General features: G+C 47.1%; 19 protein-coding genes and 1 pseudogene. 6 read left to right on the top strand and 14 right to left on the bottom strand.

The genetic code is table 11. The features are described 5' to 3' along the window. Positions 1-25: 25 nt before the first annotated feature. The 8 genes from ACJ2PR_RS11255 to ACJ2PR_RS11290 all read right to left on the bottom strand — a co-directional run bounded on the left by ACJ2PR_RS11255 (position 26) and on the right by ACJ2PR_RS11290 (position 11197). Complete coding sequence (locus ACJ2PR_RS11255; protein ID WP_446877074.1) at positions 26-1816, bottom strand: ABC transporter ATP-binding protein; 1791 nt, start codon at positions 1814-1816, stop codon at positions 26-28. A gap of 24 nt (positions 1817-1840) precedes the next feature. After that, complete coding sequence (locus ACJ2PR_RS11260; RefSeq protein ID WP_446877075.1) at positions 1841-3067, bottom strand: MFS transporter; 1227 nt, start codon at positions 3065-3067, stop codon at positions 1841-1843. Positions 3068-3072: 5 nt separating this feature from the next. Continuing rightward, positions 3073-4215: an FAD-dependent monooxygenase gene (locus ACJ2PR_RS11265; protein WP_446866124.1), complete on the bottom strand. Its 1143-nt coding sequence runs from the start codon at positions 4213-4215 to the stop codon at positions 3073-3075. 27 nt (positions 4216-4242) lie between these two features. Further along, positions 4243-5076 (bottom strand): class I SAM-dependent methyltransferase, encoded by an 834-nt coding sequence (locus ACJ2PR_RS11270; protein WP_446877076.1) that lies wholly within the window; start codon positions 5074-5076, stop codon positions 4243-4245. An 11-nt stretch (positions 5077-5087) separates the two neighbouring features. Then, positions 5088-7640, bottom strand: coding sequence for a TonB-dependent receptor domain-containing protein (locus ACJ2PR_RS11275; protein ID WP_446877077.1), 2553 nt, complete (start codon positions 7638-7640; stop codon positions 5088-5090). A gap of 141 nt (positions 7641-7781) precedes the next feature. Further along, positions 7782-8780, bottom strand: a complete 999-nt coding sequence (locus ACJ2PR_RS11280; protein ID WP_446877078.1) for a helix-turn-helix transcriptional regulator — start codon at positions 8778-8780, stop codon at positions 7782-7784. A 255-nt stretch (positions 8781-9035) separates the two neighbouring features. Further along, the gene (locus ACJ2PR_RS11285; RefSeq protein WP_446877079.1) at positions 9036-10937 is read right to left on the bottom strand and encodes an ATP-binding cassette domain-containing protein; all 1902 of its coding nucleotides are present in this window, start codon (positions 10935-10937) and stop codon (positions 9036-9038) included. Positions 10938-11008: 71 nt separating this feature from the next. Then, positions 11009-11197 carry a hypothetical protein gene (locus ACJ2PR_RS11290; protein ID WP_446866119.1) on the bottom strand — a complete coding sequence of 63 codons (189 nt, stop codon included), beginning with the start codon at positions 11195-11197 and terminating at the stop codon, positions 11009-11011. A 435-nt stretch (positions 11198-11632) separates the two neighbouring features. On the opposite strand from ACJ2PR_RS11290, the gene ACJ2PR_RS11295 reads away from it, so the two are divergent. The 3 genes from ACJ2PR_RS11295 to ACJ2PR_RS11305 all read left to right on the top strand — a co-directional run bounded on the left by ACJ2PR_RS11295 (position 11633) and on the right by ACJ2PR_RS11305 (position 13300). Beyond that, entirely contained in the window at positions 11633-11962 is a 330-nt protein-coding gene (locus tag ACJ2PR_RS11295) for a DUF433 domain-containing protein (RefSeq protein ID WP_446877080.1), read from the top strand. After that, complete coding sequence (locus tag ACJ2PR_RS11300; RefSeq protein WP_446877081.1) at positions 11955-12284, top strand: DUF5615 family PIN-like protein; 330 nt, start codon at positions 11955-11957, stop codon at positions 12282-12284. The genes ACJ2PR_RS11295 and ACJ2PR_RS11300 overlap by 8 nt, the downstream gene beginning before the upstream one ends. Before the next feature lie 173 nt (positions 12285-12457). Continuing rightward, on the top strand, positions 12458-13300 hold the full coding sequence (locus ACJ2PR_RS11305) for an Rpn family recombination-promoting nuclease/putative transposase (RefSeq protein ID WP_446877082.1): 843 nt from the start codon (positions 12458-12460) through the stop codon (positions 13298-13300). Positions 13301-13573: 273 nt separating this feature from the next. Here ACJ2PR_RS11305 and ACJ2PR_RS11310 read toward each other — a convergent pair whose 3' ends face one another. After that, positions 13574-14164, bottom strand: coding sequence for a Uma2 family endonuclease (locus ACJ2PR_RS11310; RefSeq protein WP_446877083.1), 591 nt, complete (start codon positions 14162-14164; stop codon positions 13574-13576). 19 nt (positions 14165-14183) lie between these two features. Here ACJ2PR_RS11310 and ACJ2PR_RS11315 point away from each other — a divergent pair, with 19 nt between their 5' ends. The 3 genes and pseudogenes from ACJ2PR_RS11315 to ACJ2PR_RS11325 all read left to right on the top strand — a co-directional run bounded on the left by ACJ2PR_RS11315 (position 14184) and on the right by ACJ2PR_RS11325 (position 15210). After that, positions 14184-14333 (top strand): hypothetical protein, encoded by a 150-nt coding sequence (locus ACJ2PR_RS11315; RefSeq protein ID WP_446877084.1) that lies wholly within the window; start codon positions 14184-14186, stop codon positions 14331-14333. Then, positions 14323-14868: pseudogene (locus tag ACJ2PR_RS11320) on the top strand (Rpn family recombination-promoting nuclease/putative transposase); the annotation flags it as partial. The gene ACJ2PR_RS11315 and the pseudogene ACJ2PR_RS11320, both read left to right, overlap by 11 nt. A 54-nt stretch (positions 14869-14922) precedes the next feature. After that, positions 14923-15210, top strand: coding sequence for a DUF4351 domain-containing protein (locus tag ACJ2PR_RS11325; protein WP_446877107.1), 288 nt, complete (start codon positions 14923-14925; stop codon positions 15208-15210). On the opposite strand, the gene ACJ2PR_RS11330 is transcribed toward ACJ2PR_RS11325, so the two are convergent. From ACJ2PR_RS11330 to ACJ2PR_RS11350, 5 genes are all read right to left on the bottom strand, one after another. Further along, positions 15164-15418: a hypothetical protein gene (locus ACJ2PR_RS11330; RefSeq protein WP_446877085.1), complete on the bottom strand. Its 255-nt coding sequence runs from the start codon at positions 15416-15418 to the stop codon at positions 15164-15166. The two genes, ACJ2PR_RS11325 and ACJ2PR_RS11330, sit on opposite strands and share 47 nt — an antisense overlap. Continuing rightward, positions 15367-15504: a hypothetical protein gene (locus tag ACJ2PR_RS11335; RefSeq protein WP_446877086.1), complete on the bottom strand. Its 138-nt coding sequence runs from the start codon at positions 15502-15504 to the stop codon at positions 15367-15369. The genes ACJ2PR_RS11330 and ACJ2PR_RS11335 overlap by 52 nt, the downstream gene beginning before the upstream one ends. 46 nt (positions 15505-15550) lie before the next feature. Further along, a complete protein-coding gene (locus ACJ2PR_RS11340) occupies positions 15551-16459 on the bottom strand; it encodes an iron-siderophore ABC transporter substrate-binding protein (protein WP_446877087.1) in 909 nt (302 codons plus the stop codon). 90 nt (positions 16460-16549) lie between these two features. Continuing rightward, complete coding sequence (locus ACJ2PR_RS11345) at positions 16550-19084, bottom strand: TonB-dependent siderophore receptor (RefSeq protein ID WP_446877108.1); 2535 nt, start codon at positions 19082-19084, stop codon at positions 16550-16552. 101 nt (positions 19085-19185) lie between these two features. Next, positions 19186-20175, bottom strand: a complete 990-nt coding sequence (locus tag ACJ2PR_RS11350) for a helix-turn-helix domain-containing protein (RefSeq protein ID WP_446877088.1) — start codon at positions 20173-20175, stop codon at positions 19186-19188. Positions 20176-20289 lie beyond the last annotated feature (114 nt).

Below are 20289 nucleotides of genomic sequence, written 5' to 3' on the forward strand. Positions count from 1 at the left end.
TCCCCTGATTCAGCAATGCCTGCACTTAAAGTGCCTCAAGAGTAGTGCTTTCTCTTACTTTCAACTGGAGTTTCCACTGTTGGGCTTCTTCGTGCCGCTCCCAGAGTTTGGCATACACGCCATTTGCATTCACCAATTCATCATGGTTACCTTGCTCCACGACTTGCCCTTGATCTAATACAACAATTTGATCTGCGCTCATGATAGTAGGTAGCCGATGAGCAACAATGACTAAGGTTTTGTCCGTTGTTAGAGAAGCGATCGCCGCCTGAATCAATGCCTCATTTTCAGGATCAGCAAAGGCGGTTGCTTCGTCTAATACCACAATGGGATTATCTTGCAGAATGGCACGAGCGATCGTGATGCGCTGTCGTTGCCCCCCAGACAAATAGGAGCCGCGCTCTCCGGCGATCGTGTCGTATCCCTGTGGTAACGCCAGAATAAACTCATGGGCTTGAGCCGCACGAGCAGCAGCTTCTACTTCGGCATCGGTGGCATTGATTTTGCCTAATTTAATGTTGTTGCGAATCGTGTCATATAGCAAAAAGGTGTCTTGAAATACAAAAGAAACCCAGGACATCAGAGTGTCAGAGGTCATTTCTCGCACATCTACACCCCCAATAGCGATCGAACCATCCTCCACATCCCAAAAGCGCGGAATCAATCGGGCGATCGTGGTTTTACCTGCACCAGAGGAACCAACCAAAGCGGTAACGCTCCCTGCGGGCATCTCAATGCTGACATCTTGCAGGGCGAGACGGTTTCCATACGAGAAAGTGACTGCGTGGAACTGTATGGAAGCCTCTGTAGGTTGTTTGGATTGTTCTGGCTGCGGTAACGGAGGCTCTGCCAATATTGTCCCAATCCGTTTTGCTCCCGCATTTGCCTGATTGATGAAATAGGACAGGGTGAAAATCGGTTTGAAGGCTCCACACAATCTAGGCGATAGTAGCAAAAACACCGACAGTTGCGGAAATTTTAGTGATCCCTGGATCATAAGCCAGGCTCCTACGATTGAAATAATAATCAGCGTGGGTAAGGGTTCAAACAGGAGTGTGCCCAAGCGTCCAGAGGTGCCCGTGGTTTTGTTCCAGTCTCGAATCGATTGCGTAAAAGAATCGAGCGATCGCTGAAATCGAGCAAAGGAGCTACTCCCATCATCAAAGGTGCGAACCACCTGCATCCCTTGCACAAACTCAATCACAACGCTGTTGATCTGCTCATTAGCGCGATCGTATTCCCCTCGCTTTTCAGCATAATCTTGCAATGCTAACCGAATAAAAATCAGTCCGATCGGCAACACAGCCACTGTCACCAATCCCAACCGCCAATCGGCAATCAACATCGCAATCAGCGAGATCACAGGTGTAGTATAGGCTCGTCCAAGAAGTGGAGTACTGTCGGCAACAAAGGCATGGAGCGATTTGACATCATCCTGAACAATCTTTTTAATCGCACCAGAACCCGTTGTGATCACGTATCCCAGCGGTACTTTTGCCAAATGTTCAGTGATGGCGGTTCGCACGATTACTTCTAACTTGAATGCTGCTAAATGGGAAGTACTGGAGGCAAATACTTTAGTGGTGAAAGAAATGGCAACTGCGATCGCGGAAACTGCTACCCACATCCAGATTTGATCACCATCAGGAGCAGGCTTGAGCAACTCAGACGCAATGGGTGGAATCGCCAACAAAGACACAATCGCTGCAATAGTGCTGATCACAGAAAGCGCGATCGCCACCATGATTCTGCCTTGCACTGGAGCCATGACTTCCCAGATGTTTAGGGGTGGCTTTGGGTAGAGTTGATCAGTCATTTGGGGTAATTGGGGTTTAACAGATCACAGATGAGCAATCGATTCAGGTGCTATTACAGGGGCTAATTCTCGGCTAGAAAAGCCTTTCGCGATTAGGGCAACACTGGACAACGTTAAGACAATCCCGATCGCAAACATGACCGCATAGCCAAATGCTTTTGCGACAAATCCGCCTAATACCATTGCTAAAATGCCAGTGAAGTAGATTGTGGAAACCTGCAAGGTGTAGTCGGTTCCGGCAGTTTCTGGGCGGCTGTAATCCATCATCACCGTCAGTGTTGCGGTGTATGCCATGCCGGAAGCGATCGCAACTAGAATATTGGAGCCATACATCAAAGTCAGGCTGGATAATCCGAAGGCAATGGGTAAGTAGGTTGCGATCGCAACTGCCGACAGAAGACCAAACAGAATCAGCGATCGTTTGCGTCCCCAATGACTGATGAGCCATCCAGCGAGCAATGAGCCGACTAGCCCTGCACTAAAGCTAACAACGCCTAAGATCCAACCAATGTCGGTGAGTGAGAATCCGCGATCGACCATCAAGGGACGAATCATGGCACTCGCCATACTGCTCCCTGCCATATACAGCGATAACATCAATAACCATTGCCAGTGCCCCGGACGGCGGAAAAATTGCAGTAGCGTCAGTAAACCAGCCTTTTGGGTCGGGGGAGGGAGGATTGTTTCTGGGTGAAAAATGACGGGAAAAAGCGACAGTCCCATAAAACTTGCTAGTAGCAGTAAGCTAACTGTCCAACCGAGGCGATCGAGCAAAATGAGAAGAATGCCTCCACCGATGATCGACCCCAGAAAATTACCACCGGATTGAATGCCGTTGCCGATGCCCCGTTCATTTGGATTTAGCAGCCCGATCGCGAGGGCATCCGTGGCAATATCTTGACTAGCCGCAAAAAAGCAGACTAAAAACATACAGACCAGCATGAGTGGTAGTTGAGTTTTTAGATCTAGAAATGCACACAGAACAAGATTGAAGATTAACAAGCTTTGAAACAGGATAATCCAGATCCGATAGTGTCCCCAACGAAAGCGAATGCGATCGATGTAAGGGGCCCAGAGGAACTTCAGCATCCAGGGAATCGCCAGAAAACCAATCATGCCAATGACTTCTAAAGAAGCACCTTGCTGCCGGAGGAAAGTGGGGAGTGCTTGATAGAAGAAAGCGATCGGAATGTACTGCGAAACATATAAACTCGCTAGTAGGCTCAATTTAGGGATGGATGATTTAGACATAGCGTTTACAATGCCTCAATGAGTGCAGCAGACTTTGTGAATCGATTTAGCAGCCAGGATTCTGGAATGTATTTCATGTAGAGGTTGGTTAGCGCGATCGACCATTGGGTTTCTGGTAGCATCATTTGAGTTAGCTTAAAAGCATCTTTTTGCAAGTCATTCACTGTTTTTCTCAGGTGATTTTCGTAGGTCGCAAATGCATGAGAGTAATCTTGCTGAGTGAGTGCTTTTGCTAAGAGATAGGCACCCAAAATTGCCGTGCCTGCGCCGCGTCCAGACATCAGTGTTAGGGTATGGGCAGCGTCTCCAATCAGGCAAACTCGCCCCTTTGACCACTGGGGCATAACAATTTGCAGCATGTCATCATAAAAAATAGTGGTTAGATCTTGAACACTGCAAATCACGTCTTGAATCAACCAATCAGCATCGCTAAATTCTTGAAGTAGATGGGGCACTCGTTCTTGAGGTGGAATTTTGCGACCGGGCGGCGATTGGTAAAGTAGAAATGCCCCAACACCGGATGAGCCATATTTACCAATGCCAGCGTAGCGGCGAGGCAGCGTAATGTTATAGTTACAATCGCCCAAATCTGGGGGAGTATATTGGCTAAAAAAAGTCATGTATGCGACGTTAAAAAACTTCTCAAAGCCATCACCAAATACCTGTTGGCGCGTCTGAGAATGTACTCCATCAGCACCGATGAGTAAGTCAAAAGACTCAGAACTGCCATTGTTAAATGCGACGGTGACGCGATCGCTCTGTTGTTCGACGGTCTGAATCATGTGACCCATGCGGATTTCAACCTGATCTTTGACCACTTCGTAAATAGCTAAATGCAGGTCGGCGCGATTTAGTGCCAGGTTACGCTGCTCTACAGTAAAAACCTGACTCATGTTTAGCTTGCGAATGATGCGTCCGGTGCTATCTACAAAAGCTGATTCAGTCAAGGGAATACTCTTCTGAACCAATGTTTCCAACAGTCCCATTTTTTCGAGAATTTGTACACTCGCTCCATAGGTTCCTAGCGGATAGCCCACGCGCTTAAATTCTGTTGCTTTATCGATCACAATGGGCTGAAACCCAGACTGCTGTAGCCAATAAGCGAGCGTGAGTCCAGCAATGCCACCACCAGAAATGAGAATTTTCATTGTGAAAATAGTGACTAAAAATAGTGGTTACTTGGTAAGTTGTAGACGCAAAATACGAGCAGATTTTTTGAACACAGGGACAAGCAAAAATCGGATGTATCTTGCCCAAATAGGCAAGCGATCGGGATAATCCGCAAACTGGGTGAGCGAATAGATTTCATCTTTGAGGCGGATGCCGTCTCCCCAAGTTTCTAATTCTTGCCCAGCATCAAAGCCTGATTTGAACTCGGCATTGGTTTTGGAGACAGTATCATGCTTCTTGGAATTTTTTGCTGCCTTACGATCGAGTACATCAAGAACAATTTCGACAGGAGCAAGGCGATCGCGCAACTGCAAAATAATGCTGCGATTTTCAGCTTCACTCAAGTAGGGAGAAACCCCTTCCATCAACACGATCAGCGGTTGATTTGGCGCTCTTTGAATCTGATCAATCCAGGTAAAGTCGAGAATAGATTTTGCAATAAACTGGTAGCGATCGGTTTCCTCAAAGAACTTGCGCCGGAGTTCAATGACTTCAGGAAAATCGACTTCATACCAGTGAACTTCTCTGTGACCAATTCTCGTAAACCGGGTACATAATCCACACCCTAAATTAATCACGACTGCACCAGGATGAGCTTCTAAAAAGCTTTTGACAATGCGATCGTACTCTCTGACTCGAATCACGACTCCCAACTGAGAAGCCCATCCCTTCTGATATTTACTGAAGTCATAATCTGTTTTTTGAGCAATTTCAACGGCTTTTGGATCTTGGAGTAAACTATCCGATCGCTGCGTTTCTACCACTCGTGCATACAGGGTAATCATCAGAGTTTCAGCAACGCCAGTTAGTTGTTGGGTTGGTTCCAATTGATTTGTCATCACAGGACTCCTTAAAAATTTGCTCGAATCTGCACTCCATAAGTCACGGGTTCACCAAACGCAGCAATCACATTGGGGGGCGGAAACACAAAGCCTTGAGTAATGTAGCGGGTATCCAATAAGTTATTAGCAAACACATAAATTCCTCCAGTTTTCCATTCATAGCCCAGACGAGCATTTACCAGAGCATAGGGTTTTTGTTCGATTTGGTTGGCATCATCAAAAAAGGTGTTGCCTAATCCCACCAGTTCTAAGCGACCAAAAATGCCCCCCGTGCTGCGATATTGCATCGCCAGGTTATAAGTGAGACTGGGCGAAACGGGGACGCGATTATTGTTGAAGCTTTGCCCTGTAAAGGGGTTGGTGTAGTTTTTGAATGTGGCGTTGGTGTAGCCCAATCCAGCACTCAGGCTGAGTCCCTTTGTTACTTCTGCTCGCAGTTCTAGTTCAAATCCTGTACTTTTGATGTCAGCATTGGCAATATTGTTGAAAAATCCTGTTACATCAGGCAAAGCAACTTGATAGTTACTGGCATCAATTTGAAAAACCGCTAGATTGGCTGTTAAGCGGTTATTTAGCCAGGAGGTTTTCACGCCCAATTCGTAGTTCCAGGAGCTTTCCTCCTGAAATCGGCGAGTGGCTTCGGTATCAGACCGATAGTTAAACCCACTGGGGCGATAGCCTTTCGCGATCGTGCCATAGGCCATGACGTTTGGACTAAACCGATACTGCGCTCCAAACCGGGGAATGAGGGCATTACTGCTTTCTTCTAAGCCGCTAATCGTGGGACTTAGAGGCACATCTCCCAACCCTGGAACAGTAAAAATTCGTCGCCGCGCCATCTCTACCTGAGAAGACTCATAGCGCAAACCTGCAAACAGCGTTAATGGCTCGATCGGCTTGTAGTCCAATTGTCCAAACGCGGCATAGGTGTAGCGCTGCTGTTCGGCAGAAACATTGTTCGTGCCTGCGAAGGGTGCCCCAAACGCGGCGGCTCCCAAATTGCTCAGAGTAATGCCGTCTTGAAGGGTATTAAACTCGCGGGACTCAAAATAGCCACCCACCACCCAGCGCAAACGATCGGCTGTATTAGGAGACTGAAATCGAAGTTCCTGAGTCCATACCGTAGAATCAAATGCCCCGATTCCATTAAACAGATTCACTTCGGTATAGTCCGCTTCGGTGGCAAAAGCCTGTTGGGTCGATCGCCGCGTCGTTACCGAAACTGCTCGAAACCCCGTACCCTCATAAGCAACTTTCAAGGCTTGAGTATTGTTGTCCAGGCGATAGAAGCCATCAAAATCTTGAGCAACTTTAAAGGGGTTGGGAGTATCTCGTGGGGCAAACAGGGGGCTACCGTCATCGTCAGAGTTGATGGTGGTATTGAAGGAGATGTTCCACTCTTTAGCAGGTGTCCAAAGGATCTCAGCGCGTCCAGCTAACCCATTTTTTTCGCCGACCTCTCGATTCAAAAACGTGTTTTCTACAATGCCATCCCGCGCTTTGTAAATGCTTGCCAGTCGGAAGAATAGTTTGTCTGGCAGCACTGCATCACTCAACGAGAGTTGCAGATTGCGAAAATTATTGTTGCCATAGCTGGCAGCCGTGCGGATTTCTGGCTGATTACTGGGCGGACGCGAAATGATGTTGACCACCCCCGCCTGCGAACTTCTGCCATAGAGTGTACTTTGCGGCCCCCGCAACACTTCCACTCGCTCTAAATCAAACAGAACCCCATCTAAAAAACCGCCGTAATCATAGGGCACGTCATCGACGTAAAACGCCACGTTGTCTTGAGAAGCCAAAAAGTTGAAGTTACTGAGTCCCCGAATGCTGTAGTAGTTGAAGTAGGAAGCTCCCGTCGAGCCACGCAAAAAAGTGAAGCTGGGAGTATTGTTGGCAATACTTTGCAGCGAATCAATCTGAGCATCTTCTAGTTCTCGTTTGGGAATGACAGTCAGGCTGATGGGTACATTTTGCGGACTGTCTTCTCGTTTTTCAGCCGTGACGGTGATTTCTTCTTCAGCTTCGGTCAAGACACTCACCGTCAAGCCCGTCGTACCGGGCACAATATCGGCTTCCAGGGGTACTCCTGGCGCACCTGTGATCACGACTTGAACCGTGGTTGCGGTTGCATTATTAGCTGTCAGGTTGATAATCCCAGTAGCCGGATTGTTTTGCTGAAAGGCAGATTGTAGTTGGGCGTTGGCAATGGTCACAATCAGGCGTTGGCCAAGCCTTTCCTGTGAGGAATCACGCTCCTGTTTCACTTCACCCTGCAACAGCTTGCCATCGGCAGTTTCTAGCATAATCTCTAGTTCATCCTCGGCTGGCTTGAGGCGAACATTCGTAATAGTTGTCAAAGTTGGAGATTGAGACAGCCATTCCTCAACCGTTGTGGCCGGACGCTGCACATCCTTTAAGCGCTCAACGCTGTTGGTTGCCTGTTCTGTGGAATCGTCGATCAAAACCGCATTCGCCACGTCTGGAATAGGCATGACCATCGCCAGGATAAGTGGAAACCCCATCAGGTGATTCAAATCGGGTTGAGAAATTCGCGACACAATATACTCCTCAATTCAAAAAGTCCGACGACCTGTCGCAACTAATTCTCATTTGCATGAGTTGTCTGAGAGTGATTGTAGAGCGGTCAACCCAGGGCGATTTGTCCCAAACGGAATTTTCGGATGTCCCAAACGGAGTTTTTAAGAACGATTCTCATACCGATGCACACCAGGGTTTACACCAAAATATTTCTTGTAGGCCCGGTGAAAAGAACTTAAGCTGCTGTAGCCGACAGTATGAGCAGCGATCGCCACCTGAATCGGCTGAGTTTCCAGCAGTTGGCGCGCCTGTTCCATCCGGTGCTGGTGCAAACATCCAAAGGCGGTGGTTCCAAATACCTGATGAAACCCTTGTTTGAGTTTGCAGTCATTTAGCCCGACCTGTCGCGCCAAGGCTATCAGTGTAGGCGGATTGTGCAACTGTTGGATCAAGATATCTCGCGCTTGATAAATCCGCTCTACTTCGTCTGATTTTAAGCCCCGCTGACTGGATGTGGTTTGTGTTTCCTTGAGTTGGTGCAGTTGAAAGGTGATCAACTCTAGTGCCTTACTTTCTAGATACAATCGCTGAGTTGCGCCCTGGTAGGGACATTGTAAAATCTGGTGCAATGTAGTCCTCATTGCTGAGGTGGTGGCTCCCTGTTGCCAGTAAAAATGGTCAGAGGTTTGCAAGCAGTGTCTCAAACTAGCTGGGAAAGTGTCCAGTTCATCTTTTAGAAAATCTTGGAGTAGATGGGGCGCGATCGCCAGTTCTATCAGGCAAATTGATTGGTTAGCGGGTAGTTGCCCAACGGTTTGAGCGTCCGTCATGTTTACAGACAAGCAAGATCCGGGGCGAATGGCGACTTCCGATCGCGATTGATTTGCCACCATATTGACTGTACCAGCGATGCCATAGCACAAGCCAAACATGGCATAGTGATTGTGCGATGCGATCGTGATTTCTTCGGTCAGGTCATGGGTTTGGACATACAGTTCCAGCCCATCGCGCAGATGCCAATTTCGGATTAAACTTTTACCAAATTCACTGGGTAAGTGCAAAGAGGTTTCACACCCATCTACTTGAAAGCCAATGCCCGTCTGAGACTGAATCTCCTCAAACATATCCAGCAAATCTTGCACCGTGATTGTTAGTTGCAATTTAAACCTCCGGGGATCACCTGTTGAAGAGAGATTCCAGGCGTTGCTGAATGCAGGTATGAATTGCCCTCATCCCCAGGGAGAAGAGAGCCAGAACTCTGGTTCCCTCGCCCCTTGAGAGAGGGTTAGGGTGAGGGCGAATTTAGCCTTTCATCCTGCAATTCAGCAACGCCAGATTCCATCAGCATCAACACCCTCTATTGCCTAAATCCTAGACTTATTGATAATAACTTTCAATGGTCAAGTTGATGCTCTTTAATGCGATTTTCCATCTCCCTTGAAGAACGCTTGCTCCTGTGTCCCCTGCACCGGATCATCGCTCACATCCAGATCCAGGATGATTTGTTTCGGTTCCTTGCCGTGTTGTTCGATAAACACCCGATCGCCAGACTGCACTGACCAGAGCTTCGCATAAACCCCGTTGAGCGAGCGTAACTGTTCATGGGTTCCAGATTCGACAAATTGCCCATGCTCCATCACATAGATGCAGTCTGCATGGCGAATCGTTGAAAGTCGATGTGCGATCGCGATCGTCGTCCGGTTTTGTGTAATCCGAGAGAGCGATCGCTGAATTGCCGCTTCAGTTTCGTTATCCACCGCAGAAGTCGCTTCATCGAGAATCAGAATTGGTGGATTTTTGATTACGGCTCTGGCGATCGCGATTCTTTGCCGTTGCCCTCCCGATAGTTTCTGTCCGCGCTCACCCACAATGGTTTGATAGCCTTCTGGCAACCGTTCAATAAACTCATGTGCTTCTGCGACTTTTGCCGCTGCAATGATGTCCTGTTCAGTTGCGTCAAAGGTTCCGTAAGTAATGTTTTCGGCAACTGTGCCATGAAATAGAAACACATCTTGACTAACTAGCCCAATGTTGCGTCGCAAATCGTAGAGGTTGAGATCGCGAATGTTGAGATGGTCGATCGTAATCCTGCCAGAATCGACTTCATACAGTCGCATTAGTAGTTTAACTAGGGTGCTTTTTCCTGATCCGGTAGAGCCGACGATCGCGGTGGTTTTCCCAGCAGGAATATGCAGTGATAGGTTGGTTAGCACTGAATTCCGATTTGGGTACGCAAATTTTACTTGCTCAAAGTTGACTTCACCTTGCACAGTCGAGAGCGAAATCTCTCCGGTCTGGATCTGCACAGGCGTATCGAGCAGATCCATAATTCGTCTGGTTGATGCCATCGCCCGTTGATAGGAATCGAAGATTTCACCTAAATTGACCAGTGACCAGAGCAATTGCTGAATCAAGATTAGAGCAACGCTGTAATTTGCGATCGACAATCTTCCCGAAAATGCTGCAATTCCACCTAATACTAACAGTGTTGTAAATCCAATCAAGACTAAGATGCGAATGAGCGGAATAAAGCCCGCAGACAATCGAATCGCCTTCGAGTTACTGCGACGATAAGCATTACTTTCGGCTTTTAAGCGATCGCGCTCATATCGTTCTGCCGTAAAGCTTTTAATTGTGATAATGCCGCTAATGTTGTTCTCTAACCTGGCATTGAGATCTCCAACTTGCTCACGAACCCGATCGTAGCGAGGTTCTAGTAATTTCTGATAGCGCAACGAACCGATTAAGATGAACGGCATGGGTAGCATTGAAGCGATCGCAATCTCAATCGGCAAAACAAGAAACGCACCAATCATCAGGATAATCACTGCACTGATAATCTGAATAATATTGTTTGCGATCGTATTTAAGAAATGCTCTAGCTGATTGATATCATCGCTGAGAATTGCAATCAAGCCGCCTGTTGTTTGTTCCTCGAAATATGCCGCTTCTAGTTCTTGTAAATGAGTATAGGCATCTAATCGTAAGTCATGCTGAATATCTTGGGCGAGATTGCGCCAGAGTAGATCGTAGCCATAGTTCGAGAGCGATTCGAGTCCCCAAATTGCTACCGTAAGGAAAGCAAGTAGAAAGAACTGGTGAACAACGTTAGCCATTCCGAATCGAGATAAGAATGAGTTTTGCTGTTGGATGAGGACATCGATCGCGGCTCCCATCAGTGCAGGCGGCGCGAGATCCATCAGTGTGTTGACGATCGAGCAACTTGCCGCCATCCAAATCTGCGATCGATATCGTCTGCCATAATTTAACAATCGAACTAAGGGAGTTGTAGACTTGGGTGGCTTAGAAGTCGGCATAGGGCGATGATAAAAGTATTCCTCTGCTAGCCTACCGAGTCACGGCACATCGTAAAAGCCTATTTTGACGGTTAGCGGAACTTTTTTTGAATGCTAGACGGACTTTTTTGGTGAAGCGCGATTAGCGCAAAGCGCAACTCCGTAGGAACCGACGAAGCTTGTGGAAGGGTGGCATCGCAGGGGCAGGTCAGGCAGTATGGGAAGCCTTTGTCAGTATGATGATAAGCTTTGGAGCGATACAGATTGTTCATTGCTAGCATGGCTCAACGCTTGGAGATTCCTATGGTTCTTTCGTCTGATCAGTATATTAGACTTCCTGCATGAATACCTGGCGATTGAAATCGCTGCTATCAGAACAAAGTCCACCTCCGTGGACTAACGGTTAAAATCGCCTCTTTAGTGTGCGAAGGCACACTTTGCTCTTGTAGCCCCGACTTTAGTCGGAGGGCATCTATGATTCGTGCAGGAAGTCTATTCGTCAAATGGCAGGGCTGAAGATCATCTGTGTACCATGAGGATGGGAGCGATCGCTTTGAGGAATGATCGAGCGATTAGCGCAAAGCGCAACTCCGCAGGAACCGCACTAAGTCATTGAGCGAAGCGCAAAGCTCACCGAAGGTACCGACCATTAGAGCAAGATTAGCGGTAGAGCAATTCTGTGCCAAAATTTAGAAGACGGCAAGCAGGATTTTACCGTGGAACTAGAACATTACTTTGACTTCGTTTGTGCGGATGATATTCGTCTGAAAGGGACGCGCATGGGCATCGAAACGATTCTCTATGCTTATATTCACCAACAGCGCACGGCTGAAGAGATTGCTCAGATCTATCCTCAGATCACGCTTGAACAGATTTACGCAACGATTCTCTACTATCTACATAACCAAGCTCAGGTGACTCAGTACTTGGCAGATTGGTTGGACTATTGTACTCAAGTGGAGCGGGAACAGGACGAGAATCCATCGGCGATCGTGGTTCGTCTGAAACAGATTAAGGCGGAACGCAGTTTGACCGCGCATGGTTAGATATTTGATCGATGAAAACCTGCCACCGAGCTATCAAATGCAGTTGTTGAGACGTAAACCAGATATGACGGTTTGGGCGGTTGGCGATCCTGGAACTCCACCTAAAGGAACGCTTGATCCAGTAATTTTTGAATGGTGTGAACAGCATGACTTTATTCTGATCACGAACAATCGTCGATCAATGCCAACTCACTGGGTTGAACACCTCGATCGTGGGCAGCATATTCCTGGGATTTTCGCGCTCAGACCCAAGGCATCTTTGGGGGAAATTCTGGATGATTTGATTTTGATTGCTGAAGTTGATGCGATCGCTGAATTTTAAGATCGCATTGTCTACATTCCACTGTGATTTTTGGTCGATTACCTGAACTGCGTTGCCTTCGGCACAGCAAAGCTGACCGCACAAACCATCAAGCGCTAGCGAAGCTTACCGAAGGTACCGACAATTGAGCGCGACTTAAGTACACTTGATCGTATTGTCTTTCACCTGATGTAATGCGTCGTGATCCGCTCTTTTACAAACTATTTCAGCAATCTCCTGAACTGCTGTTTGATTTGATTGGCAGCAGACCGAGCAATGCGGCAAACTATCGGTTTGACTCAGTAGCGGTGAAGGAACCAAAGTTTGAGATTGATGGGGTGTTTCTGCCACCTGAAACCGATGAACCAGGGACGATCTATTTCTGCGAATTGCAAATGCAGAAAGATGATGAATTGTACGAGCGATTGTTTAGTGAATCTGCGCTGTACTTTTACAGAAACAGTTCTCGCTTCTCAGATTGGCAAGCGGTGATTATTTATCCATCTCGTGCAGTAGAGCAGAGTAAGGTGTACCCGCATCGCTCGGTACTGAATGGAGAGCAAGTCCATCGGGTGTATTTGAATGAACTAGGGGACGTGCGCTCCCTTCCAGTGACAGTGGGCGCAATCGTACTTACCATTGTGGAAGAAGATGAAGCTCCAGAAGTCGCGAGAGAGCTAATCGTACGAACGGAGCAGGAAGATTTCACCGTAGCTCAAAGACGCGACATAATAGACATAGTGACATCCATCATGGTGTACAAGTTTGCAAACCTAAGTCGGTCAGAGGTAAAAGCGATGTTGGGACTCGATTTAACTCAGGAGCCACGAGCAATTCGGGAGGCAAAAGAAGAGGAAGCGATCGCGCTTATCACTCGGCAATTAACCCGACGACTAAGGCAGGAACTTTCTGAGGAGATGCGATCGCGCCTTTCATCCCTACCTTTACCTGTCCTAGAAGACCTCAGCGAATCCTTACTCGATTTCACCACGTTGGCAGATTTAGAGGCTTGGTTGGAAGCGCGATCGACATCTTGAGAAATCATCAAGCGATCGCACTAAGTCATTGAGCGATCGACATCTTAAGAAGGCGTTGCTGAATCAGGGGATGAATTGCCCCAAAGCGGCGGGAAACCCAAGGTTCAAAGTCCCTCAATTTTGGGGGATTTAGGGGGCGAAAAGATGAACACTTCCTACGCATTCATCCCTCCAATCAGCAACACACTTAAGAAATAATAGAGCGATCGCGAAAATCATCTGGCGATCGACCTCTTGAGAAATCAAAGCGCAACGACCTAGGAACCGTGCGAGTCATCGACCCGCGTTTAGGATTTGCTCCGCCGTCAGGTTCAGTTGGGGAAAGGTGGGGGATAGAATGCACTGATTCCCGGTGAAATCTGCAAATTGGTGAGCTCCATTGATTAAGCTGCCGATTTTTACCCATTGGCGATCGGGGTCGGTAATCCAATACTCAAGCACCCCACGCGCTGCGTACTCGGCGGGCTTTTGCTGGTAGTCACGCTGGTAGTTTTCGCTGGATTCGGTGCCGGGGGAAGCGACTTCGATGATCAGCATCGGGTTGGGTTCACCCAATCGAAGGATGGATTCTTTGCGACCCTCGATCGCTAATGCTGATTCTTCTGTATGCACGATCAAATCTGGGTCACGGGCACTCGCGTAAGCACTGGTTGCTTCAATCTTTTGTTTGAAGCCAATGCGGTAGGCAGGCAAGCCCAAGCGGATAAAGACCTCAAATAAAAAACCTACAATCCAAGTATTAATCGTGCTTTCTGTGCCCATCTCGACTAGCATCCCATCCACCAATTCGTAGCGGGTATCTGTGCCGTCGTCATAGGTCAGATACTCGTCCAATGTCATGCGTTTTTGGGTTGTAGCGGTCATAGGTCACCTCGCCCAATCAATGCTCTCAGTTTATCAAATTAACTGCGGTCTTAGCAGTACGATCGCACTTCACAAAAGCCTTGAGATGCGATCGCTGAATTCTAGCAGCGGTGGTGTATTTAGAGTACACTTGCTCGTGTTGTTTCCGGCTGGCTGCAATGCGACGTGATCCGCTCTTTTACAAACTGTTCGCACAATCGCCAGGATTGCTGTTTGATTTGATTGGTACAAGACCGAGCAATGCAGCAAACTATCGCTTTGATGCGGTGGCAGTGAAGGAACCGAAGTTTGAGATTGATGGGGTGTTTCTGCCGCCAGAAGATGAGAGGGGCATCGTTTACTTCTGTGAGGTGCAAATGCAGAAAGATGAACTGCTGTATGAGCGGCTGTTTGCGGAGTCTGCACTGTACTTTTATCGCAATCGCAGCCGTTTTAGTGATTAGCAAGTGGTGCTGATTTATCCATCTCGGTCGATCGAGCAAAGTGATGTGCATCCACATCGGTCAATGCTTAACGGTGGGCAGGCACATCGGGTGTATTTGGATGAGTTGGGGCAGGTGAGCGAGTTGCCTGTGACGGTGGGGGCAATTGTGTTGACGATTGTAGACGAAGCAGAAGCCCCGGAAGCTGCGAGAGAGCTAATTGCACGAACGGAACGGGAAGCATTAACACCTCAACAAAAACAAGACATAATAGATATCGTGACCTCGATTCTGGTCTACAAGCTGACGACTTTAAGCCGAACGGAGATTAAAAGGATGCTAGGACTAGATTTAACGCAGGAACCCCGCGCCATCCGAGAAGCGAAGGAAGAAGGGCGGGAAGAAGGACGGGAAGAAGCACTGCAACGAGAGCGATCGCTAATTCTCCGCCAACTTACCAAAAAAGTAGGAGCCTTAGATGATTCATTGCGCGACCCCTCGCGGGTATCTCTTCGAGATCGCGTTTCCTCCTTATCGATCGAACAACTCGAAGCTTTGGGAGAAGCGTTACTCGATTTCACTGATGTTGCAAATTTAGAAGCTTGGCTGACAGAACAAAGTTAGAAAAGCGATTAGCGCAAAGCGCAACTCCGCAGGAACCGCACAAACCATCAAGCGATCGACATCTTGAAAAATAATAGAGCGATCGCACAAACCATCCAGCGATCGTCATCCTGAGAAATAATAGAGCGATCGCATAAACCATCAAGCGATCGACAATCAAACGCGATCGCAAAACCATCGAGCGATCGACAATTGAGCGTGATCGCACTGAGTCACTGAGCGATCGACATCTTGAAAAATAATAGAGCGATCGCACAAACCATCAAGCGATCGACAATCAAAGCGCGATCTCACTAAACCATTAAGCGATCGATCTCTTGAGAAATGAATCGCTTACTCCTCATAGTGCATTTACGAGGTGTTTATACAAATCATCAAGGATTGCATTAACTGCGAGAATATCTAAGAAATGCCAGTGATACTCTACGAAGTAAACTTTGTTCTGTTGAACGGCTTTAAGTTGTTGCCATAGAGGTTCTTGTATGATTTCTTCTGATACGCCCCGCTGATTCATGAGAAATAGAACATCCCCATCAATGTCAGGTAGATGTTCTTGGGAGATATTGTCTATATAGAACAGATCTTTCTGTTGCGACAGTGGGCGTTGCAATCCAATATCTCTGAAGATCCTGGCTAGATTACTCTTGTTTCCGCCAGTGTACATAGTTGTAGGATATATTCCAGCAAACGATACTTGAATTTGCTTACTGTTCTTTCCTGGAGATGCTACGTCAATATCCAAAGCTTGTCTAAGATTTGTAGTTCGTTGCGAGTAGTCTTTCATCAATTGATTACCAAGCTCCTCTCTGCCTAAGACTTTAGCAAGTTCCATCAACTGTTTCTCAAATGAAAAATCGGTTGGTGGAATATAAGTGGGCGCGATGTAAGAAAGCTGCTTGTAGATCTTGGGTAACCAGGGGTTTCCTAGAATAAGATCGGGTTTCAGTCGTAAAATCTTCTCTAGATTCGGCGCAAAGATATCTCCAATTAATTCAATTTCACCGACTCGATCTCGAAGATAATTTGGAAAATCTTGAGAGGTATCGTATGCTGCCGCTATTGGTTTAACACCGAGAGCTAACGCATTTGCAAAGGGAGCGGACCACAGTGCTATCACCCGTTGAGGATTAAGCGGAACACAAATCTCGCCCAAAGAATGCTGAACCTTGCGACAGTATTCTACAGATGGTTCTAGGTTTGAAGCAGGATAAGAAATATTTCTGCCGCAAGCTGAACCAACTGTAACCATCAAGAATGCTACCAACAACAAGCTAATAAAGCGGTGTAAGAACATTGATACTATATCTAGCTAAGTAAACACTAGTTCACGGCAAACTACTTAAAACTCCCAACTGATCGAACCAGTAATTGTAAACGGCGCACCTCTCTGAACAACAGATGGTCGGAACGCGAAGCTGGCATAATCTACATCAAATAGATTACGAACATTAATTGCTGCCTTCAAGCGATCTCTGCGATAATAAATTGCTGCATCAGTCCGCAAGTAATCTTTCAGTTGAAACGTATTCGCTAAATTCCCTTGCCGCTCGCCGACATAAAACAATCCCAAGCCAAAGCCCAACCCTTTTAAAGTGCCGTTCTGAATCTCATAGGTTGTCCATAAGCTGGCTTGGTTCTCTGGTACACCATTTAATCTATTACCAACAGGGGTGCTATTATCCCTAGTCACTTCTGCATTGGTGTATGCATAGGAAGCAATCACTTTCCATCCGGGCAAAATTTCCCCGGCAATATCCAACTCAATTCCTTGACTTCGTTGCTCTCCAGTCTGGATGGAAAATCTGGGATTGTTTGGATCTTCCGTCGTAACATTTGTCTTAGTAAGGTGATAGGCTGCCAATGTTGCCGAAAGCCTGCCATCAAGAAAATCAGTTTTGACACCAACTTCATACTGCGTTCCCCTCGTTGGCTCAAAGAATCTGCCATCAGGGTTAAAACCTGGGCTTTGGCGAAATGAACTGCTGTAACTACCATAAAGTGAAATATTTTTACTGGGCTGATAGACCAAACCGATACGTGGGCTAAAGGCACCGTCCCGTTGTACCGGGTCATCAACTGTATTTCCATCTAATCCGAAATCGGCAATTTCGTTTTCATAAGACGACCAATCATAGCGACCACCAATTAGCAGTTTGAAGTGATCATTGAAACTGATCTGGTCTTGAAGATAAACTCCGTAAGATTGAATCGTGTCAATACCTTTATAAGCTGCAACAGGTACTGGTTTTGGAATATCGTAGTTGGGATTACGAATATCCAGAAGGGGTAAGCTAGGGTCATTATTGCTAAATACTTCAATATTTTCTACATATCGGTTGATGTCGAAGCCCACTAGAAGTTGGTGTGCAATCGATCCTGTTTTAAACTTTCCTACTAAATCAATTTGTCCAAAATAGAAATTTCGAGTATATTCATAATCAAAAGATTCTATTTCTACGAAGCGATCGTCTATTACCCCAATGGAATAACTCCGCTCATCTCTAAAATCACTAAGATTTAGAGAAAGATTATTACGAAGCTGCCAATTATCGTTAAATCTATGTTCTAATTTGTAGCCAAATCTGTGGGCTGTAATATCAAGCAAGTCTAAACTAGGATAGCCAACATAAAAGTCCCTCGGCAAAAGACTGCCATCACTAAGGCGCGGATAACTATTTCTCAAATTATCTGAAAAGAATTTGACGTATTCATAGTACAGATTCAGGCTTGTTTTATCCCCTAATTTCCAAGTGATTGAAGGTGAAATAGTTGTCAAATCCTCCTTTACAAAAGGTTGAATAGCATTTGAACCTTGATAGCCTGCAATGAAGCGATATAGTAAAGTTTTGTCGGTGCTTAATGGACCTGATAAATCTATACTGGGTTGGAAATATCCATAATTCCCCGCTTCTAACCCAATCTGGTAATAAGGTTCGCTCAAAGGCTTGCGGGTAATTGTATTGACAACTCCACCAGGTTCTACAGATCCAAATAGAACTGAAGCAGGTCCCTTGAGTACCTCCACTTGCTCAATTGTGCCAATCGATGTAGGAGTGACAAAATCAGCATCTGGCGCACCATCTCTGAAAGTTATGCCACTACCTTGAAATCCTTGTACAAATCCTCTGAGAATTCTGCGCCCTCCGGGAACACCAAGGAAGGTTCCACCATCAGCTACACCACTGACCGTTTCTACAGCTTCAGTCAAATTTCTCACTTTGCGATCGCGCAACACCTCCTGCGGCACAACCTGAATCGACTGCGGAATATCACGAATCGGTGTATCTGTCCTCGTCGCCGTACTCGCATTCGGCACTCGATAACCATCCTGCTGCCGTTCCCCCGTCACTGTAATCTCTTCTTCCGCAGCATCCTCATCCACTTCTGCACTCAGCACCAATCCTGCCGCACTCGGCACAACTTCCACCACTGGAACGGCTGTTTCTCCCATAATTCTTACCTGTACCGCTGTCGGAGTCGCTTGAATCACCTCGATCGCACTAATTCCCTCTCCCGGTTTGTCGATCGCAACTCGATTTCCCTCCGGCAACGCCAACACTGCCCCTTCTAACTCTGTGATCAATGTATTCCCCTCACTCCGCCGAGTCGGAACCGCACTGATTCCCGCGCTAGTATCCAAAATCACCCGAATCGTTCCCGCCGCAGGTTCCACCCGAACGCCCGTCACCCGAACCGTTGCCGCTTCCACCTGTGCCATCCATTCTTTCACCGTCGTAGCAGGACGAGGAACTTGGCTCAACTGAGGCATAGAGTTCTCTTCTGTCGCCTGTGCAACAGTCCAAGGCGCTGCCAAAACCGCCAAAACACCGATCGCACTCAGTTGCAATCCCAGAATAGAAGCTTTCCTCGTCATCTTGCCCACACCAGTTAAGAATTCATGTCAAGAAGATTACCGAACTACAACTTGGAAAGAAAGCAAAACGAACGATTGCTGGAATTTTGTTTGAACGGTTTTTAGAAAAACTTGCGCTGCTGATAGTCTTTGGGATTTTGACCAAATTTCTTTTTGAACGCGATCGCAAAATGGCTGCGGCTGGCAAACCCCACCCGTGCGGCAATTTCCTCAACTTTCATTTCGCCATACTCCAACAGTTGCCGCGCTTGCTCCAAGCGATACTCGCGCAGATAATCAAACGGCGTTGTGCCAAAACAGGCGCGAAATCCCCGCTTCAACGTACATTCATTCAGCTTCACCTGCTTTGCGAGAGTAGCGATCGATGGCGGCTCATGCAGATTTTGCAGCAGCAGATTTCTCGCATAGTGAACTCGCTCAATGGTTCCTGGCGATAGCTTTTGCACCGGAATTGTCCCGACGCGATCGAGATAGATTGCCTGTTCTTGCTCGATTACCAGGCTCATCAGTTCCAGCGTTTTACCTTCTATAAACAATCGCTTGGTCGTGCCTTGATAGGGGCATCGCACGATTTGCCATAGCACCGTTTGCATCACTGGAGAAAGCACCCCCGATCGGGCATAATGCACCTGATCTTCTGGACGTATCCAATTCTGAATCGCGATCGGCAACTCGCCATCCTGATCCCCTACAAGCGATCGCAGCATCGTTGGCTCAATGTAGACCTGCACCTCTAATGCTGATTGCGCTGGTGCGAGGATTGTTTGCTTCGGATATAGCCCACGTCCGTAGAGTGCATATTCTCGATCGCCCACGGTGGTTTGCTGATCCTGATGCTGACCAAACAGGTGAAAATGATGTGTCAGGTAAGCGGGTTCTTCGCAGTCATGAATCGCGATTTGATCAAGCCACCGAATCTTACCAATCTCGATCGCTAACCCTTCCCGCAACTCGATCGATCGCACACAACCCTGACCAAATTGATTGGAGTACTGTTGAGTTTGATCTCTCGGATCAGACGGATCAACGAATTTAGGCTTTTCTGCATTCAGTAGATCAAAAAAATCCTCACCTGAAATCGTAATCGTCATGACAATCGACAGCAACTTCAGAGCCAATATTGCTGTAGCATAAGCCTAGTGAGAATCTCTGTCAATAAAAAATTTTACCTGAGTGTACCGCATTCTATAGAACCCGTTTGAGAT

This window comes from Phormidesmis sp. 146-33 (genome assembly GCF_052939515.1).